Source organism: Kineothrix sp. MB12-C1 (genome assembly GCF_030863805.1).
Classification (GTDB): domain Bacteria; phylum Bacillota; class Clostridia; order Lachnospirales; family Lachnospiraceae; genus Kineothrix.
Map to the genome: position 1 here is coordinate 24585 of NZ_CP132957.1, position 17157 is coordinate 41741.

General features: G+C 41.4%; 16 protein-coding genes and 2 pseudogenes. 15 read left to right on the forward strand and 3 right to left on the reverse strand.

The features are described from left to right. Window position 1 precedes the first annotated feature (1 nt). Both RBB56_RS18575 and RBB56_RS00180 read right to left on the reverse strand, forming a co-directional pair. A pseudogene (locus RBB56_RS18575) lies at window positions 2-279 on the reverse strand (spore coat protein CotJB). Then, window positions 267-437, reverse strand: coding sequence for a spore coat associated protein CotJA (locus RBB56_RS00180; RefSeq protein ID WP_306720331.1), 171 nt, complete (start codon window positions 435-437; stop codon window positions 267-269). The pseudogene RBB56_RS18575 and the gene RBB56_RS00180 overlap by 13 nt, the downstream one beginning before the upstream one ends. Window positions 438-713: 276 nt before the next feature. Between RBB56_RS00180 and RBB56_RS00185 the strand changes: the two genes are divergently transcribed. The 4 genes and pseudogenes from RBB56_RS00185 (at window position 714) to RBB56_RS00200 (ending at window position 5536) form a co-directional block, all read left to right on the forward strand. Further along, a complete protein-coding gene (locus RBB56_RS00185) occupies window positions 714-2192 on the forward strand; it encodes a 4Fe-4S dicluster domain-containing protein (protein ID WP_306720372.1) in 1479 nt (492 codons plus the stop codon). Window positions 2193-2216: 24 nt separating this feature from the next. Continuing rightward, a pseudogene (gene gltX / locus RBB56_RS00190) lies at window positions 2217-3679 on the forward strand (glutamate--tRNA ligase). Beyond that, entirely contained in the window at window positions 3663-4574 is a 912-nt protein-coding gene (locus tag RBB56_RS00195) for an ATP-dependent helicase (RefSeq protein WP_306720373.1), read from the forward strand. Before gltX ends, RBB56_RS00195 begins: the two are co-directional and overlap by 17 nt. Next, complete coding sequence (locus tag RBB56_RS00200) at window positions 4571-5536, forward strand: 3'-5' exonuclease (protein WP_306720374.1); 966 nt, start codon at window positions 4571-4573, stop codon at window positions 5534-5536. The genes RBB56_RS00195 and RBB56_RS00200 overlap by 4 nt, the downstream gene beginning before the upstream one ends. A gap of 46 nt (window positions 5537-5582) precedes the next feature. Here RBB56_RS00200 and RBB56_RS00205 read toward each other — a convergent pair whose 3' ends face one another. Beyond that, complete coding sequence (locus RBB56_RS00205; RefSeq protein ID WP_306720335.1) at window positions 5583-5918, reverse strand: DUF1292 domain-containing protein; 336 nt, start codon at window positions 5916-5918, stop codon at window positions 5583-5585. A gap of 188 nt (window positions 5919-6106) precedes the next feature. Here RBB56_RS00205 and RBB56_RS00210 point away from each other — a divergent pair, with 188 nt between their 5' ends. The 11 genes from RBB56_RS00210 (at window position 6107) to mutL (ending at window position 17156) form a co-directional block, all read left to right on the forward strand. Beyond that, entirely contained in the window at window positions 6107-6253 is a 147-nt protein-coding gene (locus RBB56_RS00210) for a hypothetical protein (protein ID WP_306720375.1), read from the forward strand. Continuing rightward, a complete protein-coding gene (locus RBB56_RS00215) occupies window positions 6235-6489 on the forward strand; it encodes a hypothetical protein (RefSeq protein WP_306720376.1) in 255 nt (84 codons plus the stop codon). The genes RBB56_RS00210 and RBB56_RS00215 overlap by 19 nt, the downstream gene beginning before the upstream one ends. Further along, on the forward strand, window positions 6486-6806 hold the full coding sequence (locus tag RBB56_RS00220) for a hypothetical protein (protein WP_306720377.1): 321 nt from the start codon (window positions 6486-6488) through the stop codon (window positions 6804-6806). The genes RBB56_RS00215 and RBB56_RS00220 overlap by 4 nt, the downstream gene beginning before the upstream one ends. Before the next feature lie 68 nt (window positions 6807-6874). Continuing rightward, window positions 6875-8044 (forward strand): hypothetical protein, encoded by a 1170-nt coding sequence (locus RBB56_RS00225; protein WP_306720378.1) that lies wholly within the window; start codon window positions 6875-6877, stop codon window positions 8042-8044. Window positions 8045-8048: 4 nt separating this feature from the next. Next, a complete protein-coding gene (locus RBB56_RS00230) occupies window positions 8049-8579 on the forward strand; it encodes a DUF5662 family protein (RefSeq protein ID WP_306720379.1) in 531 nt (176 codons plus the stop codon). A 68-nt stretch (window positions 8580-8647) separates the two neighbouring features. Then, on the forward strand, window positions 8648-8989 hold the full coding sequence (locus RBB56_RS00235; protein WP_306720337.1) for a hypothetical protein: 342 nt from the start codon (window positions 8648-8650) through the stop codon (window positions 8987-8989). A 154-nt stretch (window positions 8990-9143) separates the two neighbouring features. Then, window positions 9144-10148, forward strand: a complete 1005-nt coding sequence (gene trpS, locus RBB56_RS00240; RefSeq protein ID WP_306720380.1) for a tryptophan--tRNA ligase — start codon at window positions 9144-9146, stop codon at window positions 10146-10148. Between the two features lie 13 nt (window positions 10149-10161). Further along, complete coding sequence (locus tag RBB56_RS00245; RefSeq protein ID WP_306720381.1) at window positions 10162-10908, forward strand: hypothetical protein; 747 nt, start codon at window positions 10162-10164, stop codon at window positions 10906-10908. Window positions 10909-11024: 116 nt separating this feature from the next. Next, window positions 11025-12431, forward strand: a complete 1407-nt coding sequence (gene miaB / locus RBB56_RS00250; protein ID WP_306720382.1) for a tRNA (N6-isopentenyl adenosine(37)-C2)-methylthiotransferase MiaB — start codon at window positions 11025-11027, stop codon at window positions 12429-12431. Window positions 12432-12488: 57 nt separating this feature from the next. After that, a complete protein-coding gene (gene mutS / locus RBB56_RS00255; RefSeq protein ID WP_306720383.1) occupies window positions 12489-15134 on the forward strand; it encodes a DNA mismatch repair protein MutS in 2646 nt (881 codons plus the stop codon). A gap of 27 nt (window positions 15135-15161) precedes the next feature. Next, the gene (gene mutL, locus RBB56_RS00260; RefSeq protein ID WP_306720384.1) at window positions 15162-17156 is read left to right on the forward strand and encodes a DNA mismatch repair endonuclease MutL; all 1995 of its coding nucleotides are present in this window, start codon (window positions 15162-15164) and stop codon (window positions 17154-17156) included. Window position 17157 lies beyond the last annotated feature (1 nt).

The window sequence follows — 17157 nt, forward strand, 5'->3', positions numbered from 1 at the left end:
ACTAACATCCTCCTTCCCAAGGCATCGGTTGCACTGCCCATTTCCACTCTTTACAGCTTGTGTCTGCGACAGAAAGAGAAAGAGGTCCGTATTTGTTTGCATAATCACGCATCATCTGGTTTTTATGCGCATATAATGGTTAAAATATTCCATGGCCTCTCTGTCCATTGGGTGAGTGTCAAGATACAGCGTCATTTCTACCGTAACGAAATCGATAACGCCGATATTATGCAGCATATTTTCCTGCTCTGCACTCATTTTTTGATTCATTTTACGCATCTCCTTCCCGTGAAAGGTTTTGTCAGTTCCGGGAAAATGGTTCCAAGACAATAAGCTTTATCCAAGTCCTCGTAGATTTGAGTTAAATGCTGCCAGGGCACATATGCCATAGCTACAGGAAAGCGGTCAAAATATTCATTAAAATTATAGTCCTGCATAAAACTCCCTTCATTAAATTAGAATATATTTGATACATTATATGACAGGTACTTCTTGACGTGTTTGTATATATGCATATTTATCGAACATTCGGAATAGTACAATAAATCATAAGAAAACAAGACAAAAATATCATAAAAAGAGAAAAAATGCCTTGATTTCCTCGGGGGTTTATGTAAAAATAGTACATGCTGATAATGATAAAATGTTAACAATATTGTTTTAATTGTTATATGAGATGCGGGAATTTCCCGTTTGAGGATAAGGAGAACGTTATGAGAGGTATCGATACGCAAGTCCGAAAAATCAGAAGACGCATATTCAAGGAGGTTTCTAATTTAGCCTATCATTCAACGGATTTAATTAATGATGTGGAGGCGTTGCCTTACAAGATTGTGGATTATGATGAATCCCCATATGGAAATGTTTATAGGGAACGTGCGGTAGTAAGAGAGATGATCCGGTTGGCGATGGGACTTTCGCTTCGTCCGGAGGATGCACCGGTTCACGTAACACAGGGATTGGCAGAAAGCGATATCGATGAGAAATATTATGAACCTCCGTTAATGCAGGTGATTCCTTCTGCTTGTAACGCCTGCCCGGAGAATCGTTATGAAGTAACGGATAAGTGCATGGGTTGTCTCGCTCATCCTTGCCGGGAGGTATGCCCCAAGGAAGCGGTATCCATGAGGAATGGTAAGTCTGTAATCGATCAGGAGAAATGTATTAAATGCGGTAAATGCAAGGCAGTATGCCCTTATGATGCGATTTCTCATCAGACGAGACCTTGTCTCGATGCCTGTGGAGTGAATGCAATTAAAAATGACTATAGAGGAAGAGCGCTCATCGATAACGATTTGTGCGTTTCCTGCGGACAGTGTATGGTAAGCTGTCCTTTCGGTGCTATTGCCGATAAATCACAGATTTTTCAATTAATTCGTGCGATGCAGTCCGGTAGAAAGATTGTAGCTCAGGTAGCACCTGCTTTTGTGGGACAGTTCGGGCCGAAGGTATCGCCTGATAGAATTAAGGCATCCTTAAAGGAACTGGGATTTTATGATATTTATGAGACGGCTATCGGTGCCGATATGGGAGCGATGGCAGAAGCAGAGCACTATGTGCATGAAGTAGCAACGGGAGAGCTTCCTTTTCTGTTAACTTCATGTTGTCCATCATGGTCAATGTTGGCCAAGAAGTTCTTCCCTGAGACCATTGATAAAATATCAAATGCGCTGACGCCTATGGTAGCCACAGCCAGAAAGATAAAAGAAGATCATCCCGATGCCAGCGTTGTCTTCATTGGACCTTGTGCATCTAAGAAACTGGAGGCTTCCAGAAGAACGGTACGTTCTGATGTGGATTTTGTTATTACCTTTGAAGAACTTGCCGGAATGTTCGAAGCGAAGGGCATTGATTTGAATGAATTCAGCGAAATGGATAAGATGGAAGATGCTACAGGAGCCGGACGTGGATATGGTGTGGCCGGCGGCGTGGCAAGTGCCATCGAGGAATGTATTCGTGAGTATTATCCTGATACAGAAGTTAAGATTGAACATGCAGAAAGTCTTACAGAATGTAAAAAGATGTTGATGCTGGCGAAAGCAGGCAAGAAAAATGGCTGCCTGATCGAGGGGATGGCTTGTCCGGGCGGATGTATTGCCGGTGCAGGAACGAATATTGCCATTCCGCAGGCGGCAAAAGAAGTGGCCGGTTTCAAGGCCGCTGCGGCGAAGAAAATACCGGATAAAGAATAGAAGTAAAGGAGCAAGATTATAATTATGGATAAAATAAGAACGAGATATGCGCCGAGTCCTACAGGACGCATGCATGTAGGCAATTTAAGGACAGCATTGTATGCTTATTTAATTGCAAAGCATGAAGGAGGAGATTTCCTTCTTCGTATTGAGGATACTGATCAGGAACGTTATGTGGAAGGCGCAGTGGAAATCATCTACCGTACGATGGAAAAGACGGGACTGATTCACGATGAAGGCCCTGATAAGGATAAGGGAGTAGGTCCTTATGTTCAGAGCGAACGTCAGGCACAAGGAATTTATCTGGAATATGCGAAGCTGCTAATTGAAAGAGGAGAGGCCTATTATTGCTTTTGTGATAAGGAAAGACTTTCTTCTTTAACCCAGACTGTAGCCGGTAAAGAGATTAATATATATGATAAACACTGCTTACATTTATCCAAAGAAGAAGCGGAAGGGAAGCTCAAATCAGGAATTCCCTATGTTATCAGGCAGAACAATCCCACGGAAGGAACAACGACCTTTCATGATGAAATATATGGAGATATTACCGTAGATAATACGGAACTTGATGATATGATACTCATTAAGTCCGACGGCTACCCGACTTACAATTTCGCTAACGTTGTGGATGATCACTTGATGGGAATTACACACGTAGTAAGAGGAAATGAATATCTTTCTTCTTCTCCGAAATATAACCGTCTTTATGAGGCGTTTGGCTGGGAAGTGCCTGTTTATGTACACTGTCCGCTTATTACCGATGAGGACCATCATAAGCTGTCCAAACGCAGCGGTCACTCTTCGTATGAAGATTTGGTAGAACAAGGATTCTTATCGGAAGCAATCGTTAACTTCGTTGCGTTGCTCGGATGGAGTCCGGAAGGTACAGAGGAAATATTCTCGTTAGAGGATTTGATTCGGGTATTTGACTATAAGCATCTATCCAAATCCCCTGCCGTGTTCGACTATACGAAGTTAAAGTGGATGAATGGCGAATATATGAAAGCAATGGACTTCGACAGGTTTTATCAGATGGCGGAGCCATATTTGAAGAAGGTCATTAAGAAGAGCCTGGATTTAAAAAGATTGCTGAGATGGTAAAAACGAGAATTGAAGTATTTCCCGATATCGAAGGAATGATAGACTTTTTCGAAGAGTTGCCAGCCTACGATACTTCTATGTATATTCATAAGAAAATGAAAACAACAGAGGAATCATCGCTGGAAGTATTGGAAGAACTGCTTCCCCTTGTTGAAGAGCAGGAAGCTTTCAATAACGATTCTCTCTACCAGATGCTTGTTTCTTATGTGGAGAAAAAGGGCTGTAAAAACGGTTATGCGATGTGGCCGATTCGAACAGCGGTATCCGGCAAACAGATGACGCCTGCCGGAGCGACGGAGATTATGGAGATTCTCGGGAAAGAGGAGTCCATCCGTCGGATTCAGAAAGGTATTGAGCTGTTAAAAGATGCTGGCAGCAAATGAAAATAAGGCGCAGACCTTAGCAATAGAGCACGCTTCCGGTCCCCTGCAAGTTCTTGCAGGGCCGGGGAGCGGCAAAACATATCTTACTATCCGTCGAATTCGTCATCTGATTCGGCATCATGGGATATCTCCCGATCATATTCTTGTGATTACATTTACAAAAGCAGCGGCAATGGAGATGAAGGAACGTTTTTCTGCTCTGACACAGCAGGCTTATCCCGAAGTCCGTTTCGGTACTTTTCATGCGATCTATTATCATATTCTCAAACAATCGGGCTATTCAGGCCTGAGAATAATTACCCTCAAGGAAAAGCGAAACTATATCAACCATATTTTGCGTGAAATAAAAAGTGGAGAAGCAGAAAACGCAGAACTATGTAACGAACTGATTAAAAGTATCGCTCATATTAAAATAAATGGCGGATGTTCTGAAGATATGGAGAGTGTAAGTTTCTTTTATGATTTTGAAGAAAAGATAAAGGAACAATTTCCATTTATCTATAACGAATATTGTCGTATGATGAGAGAGGAGAATAAAATTGACTTCGATGATATGATTCTTTTATGTGATAAACTGTTAGAAGAAAGACCTGAAATCCTTTCCTTTTGGCAGAATACTTTTACTCATATTTTAGTCGACGAATTCCAGGATATTTCCCCTATGCAGTACCGTATTTTATGCCGACTTGCACTTCCTCAGAATAATTTGTTTGTAGTGGGAGATGATGACCAATCAATTTATGGGTTTCGCGGTGCAGGTCCCGGTATTATGAAGCAGTTTATGGAAGACTATGCACAGGCTTCACAGTTAACGCTTACTATCAACTACCGAAGTGGTCCTCATATTGTAGAAGCTGCAGGAATGGTCATTAATGGTAATAAGGAACGTTTTTGAAGGAGCTGAAAGCAAATAAGGCCGAGGGAGGCACGGTTAGCATCATTTCTTTTTCTACGAGAGAAGAGGAGCTTGCCTATCTTTCCGGTCAATTGCGAGGTAAAACAATAGAAGAACTTACTCAAAGTGCAATTATTTATCGCACCAATGCAGAGGTTGGTGCTTTATCCCGAACGCTAGCCTCCCTTCGGATTCCTTTTCATATGAAAGAGAGAGGAACGCATCTCTTTCAGCATGCGGTGGCGAAAGATATGATAGCGGTTCTTTCTTTTGCCAGGGATGTTTTTATAGGGGGTAAAAAGGGTGGAAATCGGAGTGATTTCCTTCGTTTCATGAATAAGCCATCCAGGTATATTAGCAGACAAGCAATTCCCGATCCACTGATAACGGAGCAATTATTACTCGATTATTATAAAGGCTTGGGAAGCTCTTCGCACTCCAATATGGGAATGCAAGAGACTGTAAAGCAATTATGGAGGGATCTTAAGAGAATTTCTTCGCTCCGCCCTTATCTTGCTATCGATTATATTTGCAAGAATATGGATTATAAAAAGTACATATGTGAAGGCAAAGACAAAGAAGAGAGAAAAGAAATGGAAGAAATCTTACAGGAACTGCAAAAGGAAGCGATAAAATATCGTAGTTTTTCTGCATGGAAAGAGGCGATCGATGAATATGTATCGCTGATGGAACGGGCAGGGAAAGAACCGGAACAAAGGGAAGGTGTTCAGCTTCTGACGATGCATGTTTCCAAAGGATTGGAATATAATAATGTCTATCTTCTGGATATCGGAGAAGGGAAGATGCCCGGGAAACGAGCGATAAAACCGGAGGAAATAGAAGAGGAGCGAAGGCTTCTTTATGTGGCTATGACAAGAGCCAAGGAACATCTTGAAATTCTATATTGCAACGAGCCATCGGCATTTATCGTCAAATTAAAAAAGACTCTTGACGGCAAATGAACTGAACTGCTCGTAAAAAGTCTTTTTATTCTATGGGAAATTTATATTATTCTACAACTTCATCAAATTCTACATTGTCCAAATATTCATCAAATGCATCGGCAACAATTTCATATTCTTCATCGGATTCAATGAATGAAAGTTCCGGTTCTGCATTTTCATCATCCTTATCTTCGATGTAACGATAGAACCATACTTCTCCATCTGTATTCTTTCCGTTTTCATCTAACGGTAAAAGAACAATATAATCTTTTTCCTGCACTTCAAGAATTGTAATAACCGCACAGACAACATGGGAACCGTCTTCTAAGTCTAGTTCGACAGTTATTTCCTCATCATCAAATTCTTCGCCTTCTACCTGGCTGTTCCGTTCTTTTTCCATAAAAACTCCTTTCTTTTCCGGTAGTTCAGATTTTATTAACATTGATAGCATGTTATATGTCTTTATTGTACTAGTGCACCAAACATTAATCAATAATTTTTTCCGTATTTTTACACATAAAAAATTTTTTATGATATACTTTAAAAATGACACAGGCAGAATATGCAGAAAAATGCGGATATTAGCGGATGGAGGAAAATATGTATACAATTGACAGAAATGCAATAGGCAGACCGTATCCGTTAGGAGTGACAATAGAGAATAATCGTACTTATTTTTCGGTTGCTATGAAAAGTGAGATGGAGTGTGAAACATTTTGTACGATAAAAATGTAAAAGAAGAGACGAGAATTCCTTTTGACAGGATAAATAAATTCGGCTCTATATTTTGTATGGTAATTAAAAACCTGGATGCTAAAAGATATGAGTATAATTTTTATGATGGAGGACGTATTGTTACAGATCCCTATGCCAAAGTCATCTGTGGCCATTCTAAATGGGGAACTTGTGATGAGGTGCTCAGAGGTGGATTTCTCATAGATTCTTATGACTGGGAGGAAGATGTTCTTTGAAGATTCCTTATTCAAACAGCATCTTGTACTGTTTGAATGTGCGGGCCTTCACGAAGCATAGGTCATCGGGAATCGCTCATAAAGGAACTTATCAGGGCCTTATAGAAAAAATTCCTCATTTAAAAGAACTCGGCATTACGGCGGTGGAACTAATGCCTGCTTATGAATTTAATGAGGTGAGAAGTAAAGAGGAGCGTGTCTATTCTTCTCAGGCAGCTACAATGGAAGAAGCGATACAAAGACTTGCCCTTCCTATGGAAGGCTTGAAAGAAGAAGGCTCCGAAAAGAAGAACGATATAATTGCTGGGGATATATAGAAGGCTATTATTTTGCTCCCAAAGCAGCATTTAGTTTTCATAAGGATGCTTCCATAGAAGTAAAGGATATGGTAAAGGAGCTGCACCGGAATGGAATAGAAGTGATTCTACAATTCTATTTTCCGAAATCTGTAAAGCCGGGACTTATTCTGGATGCCATCAAATATTGGGTGTTGGAATATCACATTGATGGCGTACATCTAAAGGGGGAGAGAATTCCGCTTCATGTTATAGCCACAGATCCTTTACTTTGCGAGACTAAGATATTCTATGATTATTTTCCTTTCGATGATATTTATGGAACACAGGAACCGGCATATAAAAATCTTGCCATTTATAAGGATGATTATATGTATGCGGCACGGCGTTTCTTAAAGGGTGATGATAATGCTCTTTCCTATTTTATGGAGTTACAGCGTCAGAACCCTTCTCGTCACGGTATCATTAATTATGTGACGAATTATTACGGGTTTACGTTGACCGATATGGTTTCCTACGATAGGAAGCATAATGAAGACAATGGGGAAGACAATGAGGATGGGAATGATTATAACTTCACATGGAATTGTGGTGTCGAGGGAATTACGAGAAAGAAGACAGTTCAGGAGCTTCGCCTCAGACAGATAAAAAATGCGCTTGTTATGCTTTTTTCGGCCCAGGGAACTCCGCTTATTTATAGTGGAGATGAGCTGGGGAATACGAGATATGGGAACAATAATCCCTATTGTCAGGATAATGAGATTGGTTTTATAAAATGGAATATGACCGGAATGGGGAAGAAAATTTTTTCTTATATGAAGGAACTGATTGCGTTGAGAAGGCAACATCCGGTGCTTCGCAATGAGAAGGAATTTAAGATTCTCGATACGATGGGCTGCGGCTATCCCGATATTTCTTACCATGGAGAAGAAGCGTGGCGGCCGGATTTCGGAGGTCACAGCCGTTATGCAGGAGTGATGTACTGCGGATTCTATGGGAAAACTGCGGAAAAAAAAGATGACAATTTCTTTTATATCGCCTATAATATGTATTGGCTTCCCAGCACTTTCGCGCTTCCGAAGCTACCCAAAGATATGGAATGGTGTCTGCTTACGGATACGAGCGAAACCAGCAATAAAATAGAAGAAGAAATGCAGATACAGGGAGGAGCAAGACCGCGCATCGAAGTACCTCCGCGTACAGTTCATATTTACATTTCAAGACAAAAGAAAGGACGTCACATCAAAAAAGGCAGTTAGAATTATGAAAATATGGAAGCATTTTAAAACAATTACTTATCATAGATATCTTGTGATGAAAGGCTGCTTTCGAGTGGGCCTTTATTGGCAGGGATTGGTTCATGACTTGTCCAAGTATAGCCTCACAGAATTCCTTGTAGGGGCGAAATATTATCAAGGGGATAGAAGCCCGAACAATGCGGAGCGGGAAAATATCGGATATTCCAGCGCTTGGCTCCATCATAAGGGAAGAAATAAACACCACTATGAATACTGGCTTGACTATAGTACGAAGAATATTGCCGGAGGCATGGCACCGGCGCCTATGCCTAATCGCTATATTGTAGAGATGCTGATGGATCGTATTGCAGCGTGTAAAGTATACCGTAAAGGAAATTATACAGACCGGGCACCTCTCGAATATTATCTGAAAGGCAAGGATCCGGCACCGCTCCATGAGAAGACAAAGGTGCTATTAGAGAAGCTTCTTCATATGCTTGCGGAAAAGGGAGAAGCAGAAACATTCGCTTACATTAGAAAAAAGGTCTTAAATTAAACATTGAAAAAGTAACCCTTTATGAGATGGCACATAAAATAAAGCATATCATAAAGGAGTTGAAAAATATGAATTGTCTTATTTTATTACTTTTACTTTGTTGCTGTGGCAATAATAATGGTGTGGGCGGCGATACGGATTGGAACCGGAAACCTTGCGGACGAAATGATGACGTACGTAGAGGTAATGCAGGCTGCAATGATACAGGCCGTGGAAATGTTTCGGGCAACAGAGGCAGTACATGGGGATGCAGTGAGGATATTCCGGACAAAAAGCCTTGTGAAGATGATAGAGGGTCACGTCCGGAGCAGCGCTTTGATAACAGACAGATGAATGAATTCTATGGTGATGATTTGCGCAGAGGATATAATCCCTATGCTCAGGGAACTACATGTGGATGTGAAGAGTAGCCTTGTTCGAAGGAAATAAAGTAAAAGTGAAAATCCGGGACGGTGTCTCGGATTTTTCATATCATAGGGAGTTCCTTCCTTGACGAATTCTTGCCGCAATGCTACACTTATTACATTCGAAAAATGCATATACTTAAACTTTGGAGGCAATATCATGATAGATGGTAAAAAGATACTTTTCAGCGGAATGCAGGCAACGGGAACCTTGACTCTCGGTAATTATCTGGGTGCACTTAAGAATTGGGTGACCTTAAGCGACGAATATGAATGTTTTTATTCCGTTGTAGACTTACATTCCATAACAGTCCGCCAGGACCCGGCGGAGCTTCGCAAAAGAGCGAGGAACTTACTGACCTTATACATTGCGGCAGGTTTGGATCCGAAGAAGAATTGTATTTACTATCAATCTCATGTATCCGGACATACAGAACTTTCATGGATATTGAATTGTTTTACTTATATGGGTGAGCTGAACCGCATGACACAGTTCAAAGACAAGTCTTCCAAACATGCGGATAATATCAATGCCGGCCTTTTCACTTATCCGGTACTTATGGCTGCTGATATTTTATTATATCAGTCGGATGTAGTTCCTGTTGGAAAGGATCAATTACAGCATTTGGAAATCACAAGAGATATCGCACAACGCTTTAATGCGATTTACGGAGATGTATTCACCGTTCCGGAGCCTTATATCGGCAAATCGGGCGCTAAAATTATGAGTCTGCAAGATCCGGTTAAGAAAATGTCCAAATCCGATGAGAATCCTAATGCGAGTATTTATTTGATGGACGATCCGGATACGATTATCCGCAAATTCAAGCGAGCGGTAACGGATTCGGAAGGGGCTGTAAGATATAGGGAGGAACAGCCGGGTATTCGTAATCTTATCGATATTTATTCCACATGTACCGGAAAGAGCGCAGAGGAAGTGGAGAAGGAGTTCGACGGCAAGGGATACGGCGATTTCAAGCTTGCGGTAGGCGAATCCGTAGTGAGTGTGTTAAAGCCTGTGCAAGAATGTTATCAGGAACTGCTTCAGGATAAAACATATATCGATGCCGTAATCAAAGAGAATGCGGATAAGGCGAATTATTATGCGACTAAGACCTTGCGTAAGGTTCAGAAAAAAGTAGGATTCCCTGAAAGAATCCGCTAAATAAAACGCAATTATGGATGAAAAGCGATTTGAAGAAGCAAAAAATAAAATAATCGGTATCCAAAGAAGCCGCGCAGGAATCGGAACTTTACAGGAAAAAACGGTACATGCAGTTTTAAAGAATTATTATGCTCCGGACGAAACAACACATGAGATTGTGTTGGAGCATTATGTTGCGGATATTTTCACGGGTAAGGAAATCATAGAGATCCAAAATGGGAATTTCAATAAAATACGTACGAAATTAGAGGTATTTTTGGAACGACATCCGGTAACAGTCGTCTATCCGATTCCTCATACGAAGTGGCTTATTTGGATCGATGAAGAGACGGGAGAATTTTCGAAGAAGAGAAAGAGTCCGCGGACAGGCAGCGCTTATCAGGCATTTAAGGAACTCTACCGTATTAAATCCTACTTAAAGCATGGAAACCTGAAGTTTTGTTTTCCCTTAATGGATGTGGAGGAATATCGCCTGTTAAACGGATGGAGTGCCGATAAAAAGAAGGGTTCTTGCCGCTATGACAGGATTCCGGTGGCCTTATTCGATGAAGTAATTATCGAAAGAAGGGAAGATTATCTGCAGTTTCTGCCTTATGAGCTTCCTGTTACTTTCACTTCAGCGGATTTGGTGCAAACGGCTAGGATTCCGCTAAAAACGGCTCATCTTGTTCTAAATATTCTTTATTTTATGGAGGTGGTAGAGCGGATCGGGAAAAGCGGCCGCTCTTATTTATATAAAATTGCCGATGATTTGTCTTGAGATGGAAGGGAACATTCGGGCAAAACAAGAAAAAATGATGTGACTGTGAGGGTACTGAACAGTTACAAAATGATTATGATATACGTCAGAAATTAGAAGAGGAGTAAGAGATTTTTATGACACAACAGACAGAAAAGGACCGCCAGTTTCTCTTTATAGAACAAGCGAAGGAATATGTGGATAAACTGGCAGAGCAGCTTGGGAGAAGACCTCTCTGCAATGTAACAACATTTGGTTGTCAGATGAATGCCAGGGACTCTGAAAAATTGTCCGGTATTTTAGAGCAAGTAGGCTATGAGCTGGTGGATACGGAAGATGCCGACTTTGTTATTTACAATACATGTACTGTTCGGGATAATGCGAATCAGAGAGTGTATGGGCGGCTTGGATTTTTAAATAGCATGAAAAAGAAGAAGCCTCATATGAAAATTGCGTTATGCGGGTGCATGATGCAGGAAGACTTAGTGATCGAAAAGATTAAGAAGAGTTACCGTTTTGTAGATTTGATTTTCGGCACTCATAATATTTTTAAATTTGCGGAACTATTGTGTACGATGTTTGAATCTGACGATATGGTAATCGATATATGGAAAGATACGGATCAGATTGTAGAAGATTTGCCGGTGGAACGAAAATACTCGTTTAAATCGGGGATTAATATTATGTTCGGCTGCAATAATTTCTGCAGCTATTGTATTGTTCCTTATGTAAGGGGAAGAGAACGAAGCCGTAATCCGAAGGATATTATAAGGGAAATAGAGAATCTGGCGGCCGATGGCGTAGTAGAAATTATGTTGCTCGGACAGAATGTAAACTCATATGGAAAAACGTTAGAGGAACCGATGAGTTTTGCTCAACTTCTTCGCGAAGTGGAGAAAGTGGATGGTATTGAGAGAATCCGTTTTATGACCTCTCACCCTAAGGATTTATCGGAGGAATTGATTCAGGTAATGAAGGAGTCCAAGAAGATATGTCGTCATCTTCACCTTCCTCTCCAATCGGGTTCCACCCGTATACTAGATGCGATGAATCGCCGTTATACGAAGGAACAATATCTTGCGATAGCGGAGAAGATAAGAAAAGAAATTCCTGATATGGCCATTACGACGGATATTATTGTCGGTTTCCCGGGAGAGACACTTGCGGATGTGGAAGAGACGATAGAGGTAGTGAAAAGAGTGAAGTATGATAACGCCTTTACCTTTATTTATTCCAAGCGCACAGGAACACCTGCCGCAGCGATGGATAATCAAGTATCACAGGAAGTGGTAAAAGAAGGATTCGATAAGCTTTTAAAAATTGTACAGGAAACGGCGAGAGAGCGTGCGAGTATGTTGGAGGGGCTTACAGTCTCTGCATTGGTGGAAGAAATAAACGAACAGGATTCCTCCCTCGTAACAGGAAGACTTTCGAATAATACGATCGTACATTTTCCGGGCAATCAATCTTTCATCGGGAAAATTATGAATGTGAAATTAAAAGAATGCCGCGGTTTTTATTATACAGGGGAATTGGTTGATTGATAATGAGTAACTGTTCAGTTACGCTAATAAACTTATGAGAAACAGAGGGGAAGAAAAGTGGCAGAGTTAACTCCTATGATGCAACAATATATGGATACGAAAAGAGAATACAAAGATTGTATTCTCTTTTACCGGCTTGGTGATTTCTATGAAATGTTTTTCGAAGATGCGTTAACCGCTTCTAAGGAATTGGAAATCACTTTAACTGGGAAAAACTGCGGGCAGGAGGAGCGGGCTCCTATGTGCGGAGTGCCTTATCATGCGGTGGAAGGATATTTGAATAAGCTAGTATCCAAAGGCTATAAGGTGGCTATCTGCGAGCAAGTAGAGGACCCAAAGCTCGCAAAGGGCATTGTAAAAAGAGAGGTAGTTCGTGTTGTAACGCCCGGTACGAATTTAAATGTTCAAGGTTTAGAGGAGACACAGAATAACTATTTGATGTGTATTTCTTATTTTCCCAATGCAATAGGAATTTCTATCGCCGATGTTACGACCGGTGATTACTATTTAACGGAAGTCGATGATCTGCGCAGGCTTTTGGATGAAATTAACAAGTATATGCCGTCGGAAATTATATGCAACGATGCTTTTTTAGTGAGCGGTGCAGATATTGATGATTTAAAGAATCGTTTAGGCATTACGGTATATTCGCTGGAATCCCATTATTTTGACGATGATGCTTGCAGAAAATGTCTGATGAAGCATTTCCAAGTTCAGATGCTGACAGGACTGGGAATTGAGGATTTTCCCGTAGGACTGATTGCGGCGGGTGCGCTTTTGCAGTATTTGTACGAGACGCAGAAGACCTCTCTTTCTCATTTCCTTCATCTATACCCGTACCTTACGAATAAATATATGCTCCTCGACAGTTCCACAAGGCGAAATCTTGAATTAACTGAGACCTTGCGCGAAAAGCAAAAAAGGGGTTCTTTGCTATGGGTACTGGATAAGACGAAAACAGCTATGGGCGCGAGAACGCTTCGAACTTATATCGAACAGCCCTTAATCGATTTACAGGAGCTTACGATGCGCCAGGATGCTATCGAGATTCTTTGCACCCATTCGGTATCCAGGGATGAAATCAGAGAGTATTTGAATCCCGTTTATGACTTGGAACGTCTGCTTAGTAAAGTGAGTTATAAGACGGCCAACCCGAGAGACTTGATTGCTTTTCGTAATTCGCTCGAAATGTTGCCCCATATGAAGACGGTATTGCAGGATTTGGATAGTGGACTGCTGAAGAAAATAGACAGCGATATCGATGGCCTTGAAGATATCTGTCAGTTAATCGAACAGGCGATTGCGGAAGAATCGCCTATCGCTGTAAAAGAAGGCGGTATCATAAAGGAAGGATTCGATGAAACAATCGATCATCTGCGCCATGCGAAGACGGAAGGTAAGAATTGGCTGGCACAGTTGGAGCATGACGACAGAGAGCGGACAGGAATTAAAAACCTCCGTATCAAATATAATAAAGTCTTCGGCTATTATTTCGAAGTCACTAATTCTTATATAAGCATGGTACCTGAGGATTATATTCGCAAGCAGACCCTTGCCAATGCCGAGAGATACACGACCCCTCGGTTAAAGGAACTGGAAGACACTATCCTGAATGCGGAAGATAAATTATACGCGTTGGAATACGAGATGTTCTGTAAGGTGAGAGATGCGATTGCTGGTGAAATTGAGAGGATTCAGAAGACTGCAAAGGCGGTGGCTGCCCTCGATGTATTCGCCTCGCTATCATTGGTGGCAGAGAGGAATCAATATGTTCGTCCGAAAATAAATGAAAAGGGTCTTATCGATATAAAGGACGGGCGTCATCCCGTGGTAGAGAAAATGATCGTGAATGATATGTTTATTTCAAACGATACCTACTTGGACAATAATAAAAATTGTATTTCTGTCATTACAGGCCCTAATATGGCAGGAAAGTCCACCTATATGCGGCAGGCGGCGCTTATCGTGTTGATGGCGCAGATTGGAAGTTTTGTTCCTGCTTCCAGTGCCAATATCGGCATTGTAGATCGGATATTTACAAGGGTAGGAGCTTCCGATGACTTAGCCAGTGGGCAAAGTACCTTTATGGTGGAGATGAACGAAGTGGCAAATATTCTAAGGAATGCCACACAAAATAGCCTTCTTGTGCTGGATGAAATCGGGAGAGGAACCTCTACCTTCGATGGACTTAGTATCGCCTGGGCCGTTATTGAGCATATTAGTAATCGCAAGTATCTCGGTGCCAAAACCTTATTCGCTACCCATTATCATGAATTGACCGAATTGGAAGGTAAGATGAATAATGTAAATAATTATTGCATTGCGGTGAAGGAAAAGGGCGATGATATCGTATTTCTTCGAAAGATCGTTAAAGGCGGTGCGGATAAAAGTTATGGTATTCAGGTGGCAAAGCTGGCCGGTGTCCCGGATATTGTGATTGATCGTGCGAAAGAAATCGTGGAGCAGCTTAGTGATAACGATATTATGGAGAAGATACAGCATATTGCTGTGGATTATAAAACGGATAAAAAGCCAGTAAAGAAATACGATGAAGTGGATTTGGAACAGATTTCTCTGTTCGATACAGTGAGTGATGAAGATGTTCTAAGGGAGTTGAAAGAAGTGGATGTTAGCAATTTGACACCGCTGGATGCTCTCAATATTTTGTATCGTTTGCAAAACAAGCTGAAGAACCGTTGGTAACAGGTTAGCAAAAGGAAGGGACGTGCCATGGCGCAAATTAATGTACTGAGTAAAGAAACCATAGATAAAATTGCTGCAGGCGAGGTAGTGGAACGTCCGTCCAGTGTGGTGAAGGAACTGCTTGAGAACGCATTGGATGCAGGAGCAACGGTTGTTACTGTGGAGATTAAGGAAGGGGGTATATCCTTTCTTCGAGTGACGGACAACGGCTGCGGTATTGAGAAAGATCAGGTGTCAAAAGCTTTTTTGCGGCATGCCACGAGTAAAATTAATACAGTAGAGGATTTAATACATATTGCGAGCCTTGGATTTCGCGGAGAGGCTCTATCCAGTATTGCTGCGGTATCAAAGCTTGAACTGATAACAAAAGTGGGAAGAGATCTTACGGGTATCCGCTATCTTATTGAGGGTGGAGTAGAAAAGGAAGCAGAAGAAATAGGGGCACCGGATGGGACCACAATTATCGTTAGAAATCTTTTCTTTAATACCCCTGTGCGGAAGAAATTCTTAAAGCAGCCTCAAACCGAGGGCAGTTATATTTCTGACTTAATGGAGCATATGGTGTTATCGCATCCTCATGTCTCCTTTCAATATATCAACAACGGACAGAGCCGGTTTCATACTTCAGGAAATGGTAATTTACAGGAAATTATTTATCGTATTTATGGCAGGGATATTTCCCGGTCGCTGCTTCCTGTGGATATTGAAGAAAATGGAATCCGTATGTCCGGCTTTATCGGTAAGCCGGATATCAATCGGGCGAACCGAAGCTTTGAGATTTATTTTGTGAACGGACGCTTTATTAAGAGTAGTGTGATAGGCAAAGCGATTGAAGAAGGATATAAGAAATATGTAATGCAGCATAAGTTTCCTTTTGTTGTCCTGCATTTCCAAATAAATTCTGAAGAGATAGATGTAAATGTACACCCTACCAAAATGGAAGTACGTTTCACCGAACAAAAGAAGCTTTACGATTTTATTGCAGGGCATATCGAGCGAAATCTTCATAGGACGGAATTGATTCCTGAAGTTTCTTTGCAGGAGCCTAAAAAGGAAGTGACGCAAACCGTTAGACCCAGTGCCGTCCCGGAACCTTTTGAAGTGAACAGGAGGCTGCAAGATCAGAAGAATCAGGTGGATAGAAGGGAAGCCCTTCCGACTCCCGGCATTACTGCATCTGTGAAAAGCTTATCTATTGTAAAAGAAGAGCTGCCCTATGAAGGAAAGAATGAAAATGCAGAATCTGAGGAAGACTTCTTTATAGAAAGCCGGACTCCTTCGCATAAAGAAGAACCTACCCAAAGAATAGAGGTCGGAGAATCGCAGGATGCCAAAGAGCAGGATGAACCTTCTTATCACGCCATGAAAGAGGATGAGATCCTTGTTACGGAGAAGCCGGAACAGCTTAACTTATTTGAAGAAAAGCTGCTAAGCGAGGAAGCTCGGGCACATTATCGTATTCTGGGACAGATTTTCGACACTTATTGGCTTGTGGCATTTTCCGATAAGCTGTTTATTATCGATCAGCATGCAGCCCACGAGAAAGTAAAATATGAGAAGTTTATCAAAGAATTGGAAGAGCGTCAGGTACAGTCTCAGTTAGTGCTTCCACCCGTTATTGTAACTCTTTCAGGGCGTGAAGAGAATGTTTTAAAAGAATTCATGGATAGCTTTGCGAATATGGGATTTGAGATAGAGCTTTTCGGCGGTAATGAATATGCCATAAGAAGTGTGCCGACAGACTTATACGGCTGCAGTGAAAGCAGCTTGTTTACTGAAATGTTGGATGAATTAGCGGATGGCCCTCCCAAAGGTGCTCCCGCTGTCATTAACAGAAGGATTGCAACGATGGCGTGTAAGGCGGCGGTTAAGGGAAATATGTCGTTTAGTTTTGCAGAGATGGAAGCCTTAATCGATGAACTGCTTTTGTTGGATGATCCTTATCACTGCCCTCATGGGAGGCCGACTATTATTTCTATGAGTAAATATGAAATAGAGAAAAAGTTCAAACGAATTGTATAGA

What these genes read in the sequence shown, in the direction of transcription:
- RBB56_RS00195 (WP_306720373.1), top strand. Translation starts at nt 3,663, where the DNA reads ATGCTGGCAGCAAATGAAAATAAGGCGCAGACCTTAGCAATAGAGCAC.
- RBB56_RS00230 (WP_306720379.1), top strand. Translation starts at nt 8,049, where the DNA reads ATGAAAATATGGAAGCATTTTAAAACAATTACTTATCATAGATATCTT.
- RBB56_RS00225 (WP_306720378.1), top strand. Translation starts at nt 6,875, where the DNA reads ATGGTAAAGGAGCTGCACCGGAATGGAATAGAAGTGATTCTACAATTC.
- trpS (WP_306720380.1), top strand. Translation starts at nt 9,144, where the DNA reads ATGATAGATGGTAAAAAGATACTTTTCAGCGGAATGCAGGCAACGGGA.
- RBB56_RS00205 (WP_306720335.1), bottom strand. Translation starts at nt 5,918, where the DNA reads ATGGAAAAAGAACGGAACAGCCAGGTAGAAGGCGAAGAATTTGATGAT.
- RBB56_RS00210 (WP_306720375.1), top strand. Translation starts at nt 6,107, where the DNA reads ATGGAGGAAAATATGTATACAATTGACAGAAATGCAATAGGCAGACCG.
- RBB56_RS00245 (WP_306720381.1), top strand. Translation starts at nt 10,162, where the DNA reads ATGGATGAAAAGCGATTTGAAGAAGCAAAAAATAAAATAATCGGTATC.
- RBB56_RS00180 (WP_306720331.1), bottom strand. Translation starts at nt 437, where the DNA reads ATGCAGGACTATAATTTTAATGAATATTTTGACCGCTTTCCTGTAGCT.
- miaB (WP_306720382.1), top strand. Translation starts at nt 11,025, where the DNA reads ATGACACAACAGACAGAAAAGGACCGCCAGTTTCTCTTTATAGAACAA.
- RBB56_RS00235 (WP_306720337.1), top strand. Translation starts at nt 8,648, where the DNA reads ATGAATTGTCTTATTTTATTACTTTTACTTTGTTGCTGTGGCAATAAT.
- RBB56_RS00185 (WP_306720372.1), top strand. Translation starts at nt 714, where the DNA reads ATGAGAGGTATCGATACGCAAGTCCGAAAAATCAGAAGACGCATATTC.
- mutL (WP_306720384.1), top strand. Translation starts at nt 15,162, where the DNA reads ATGGCGCAAATTAATGTACTGAGTAAAGAAACCATAGATAAAATTGCT.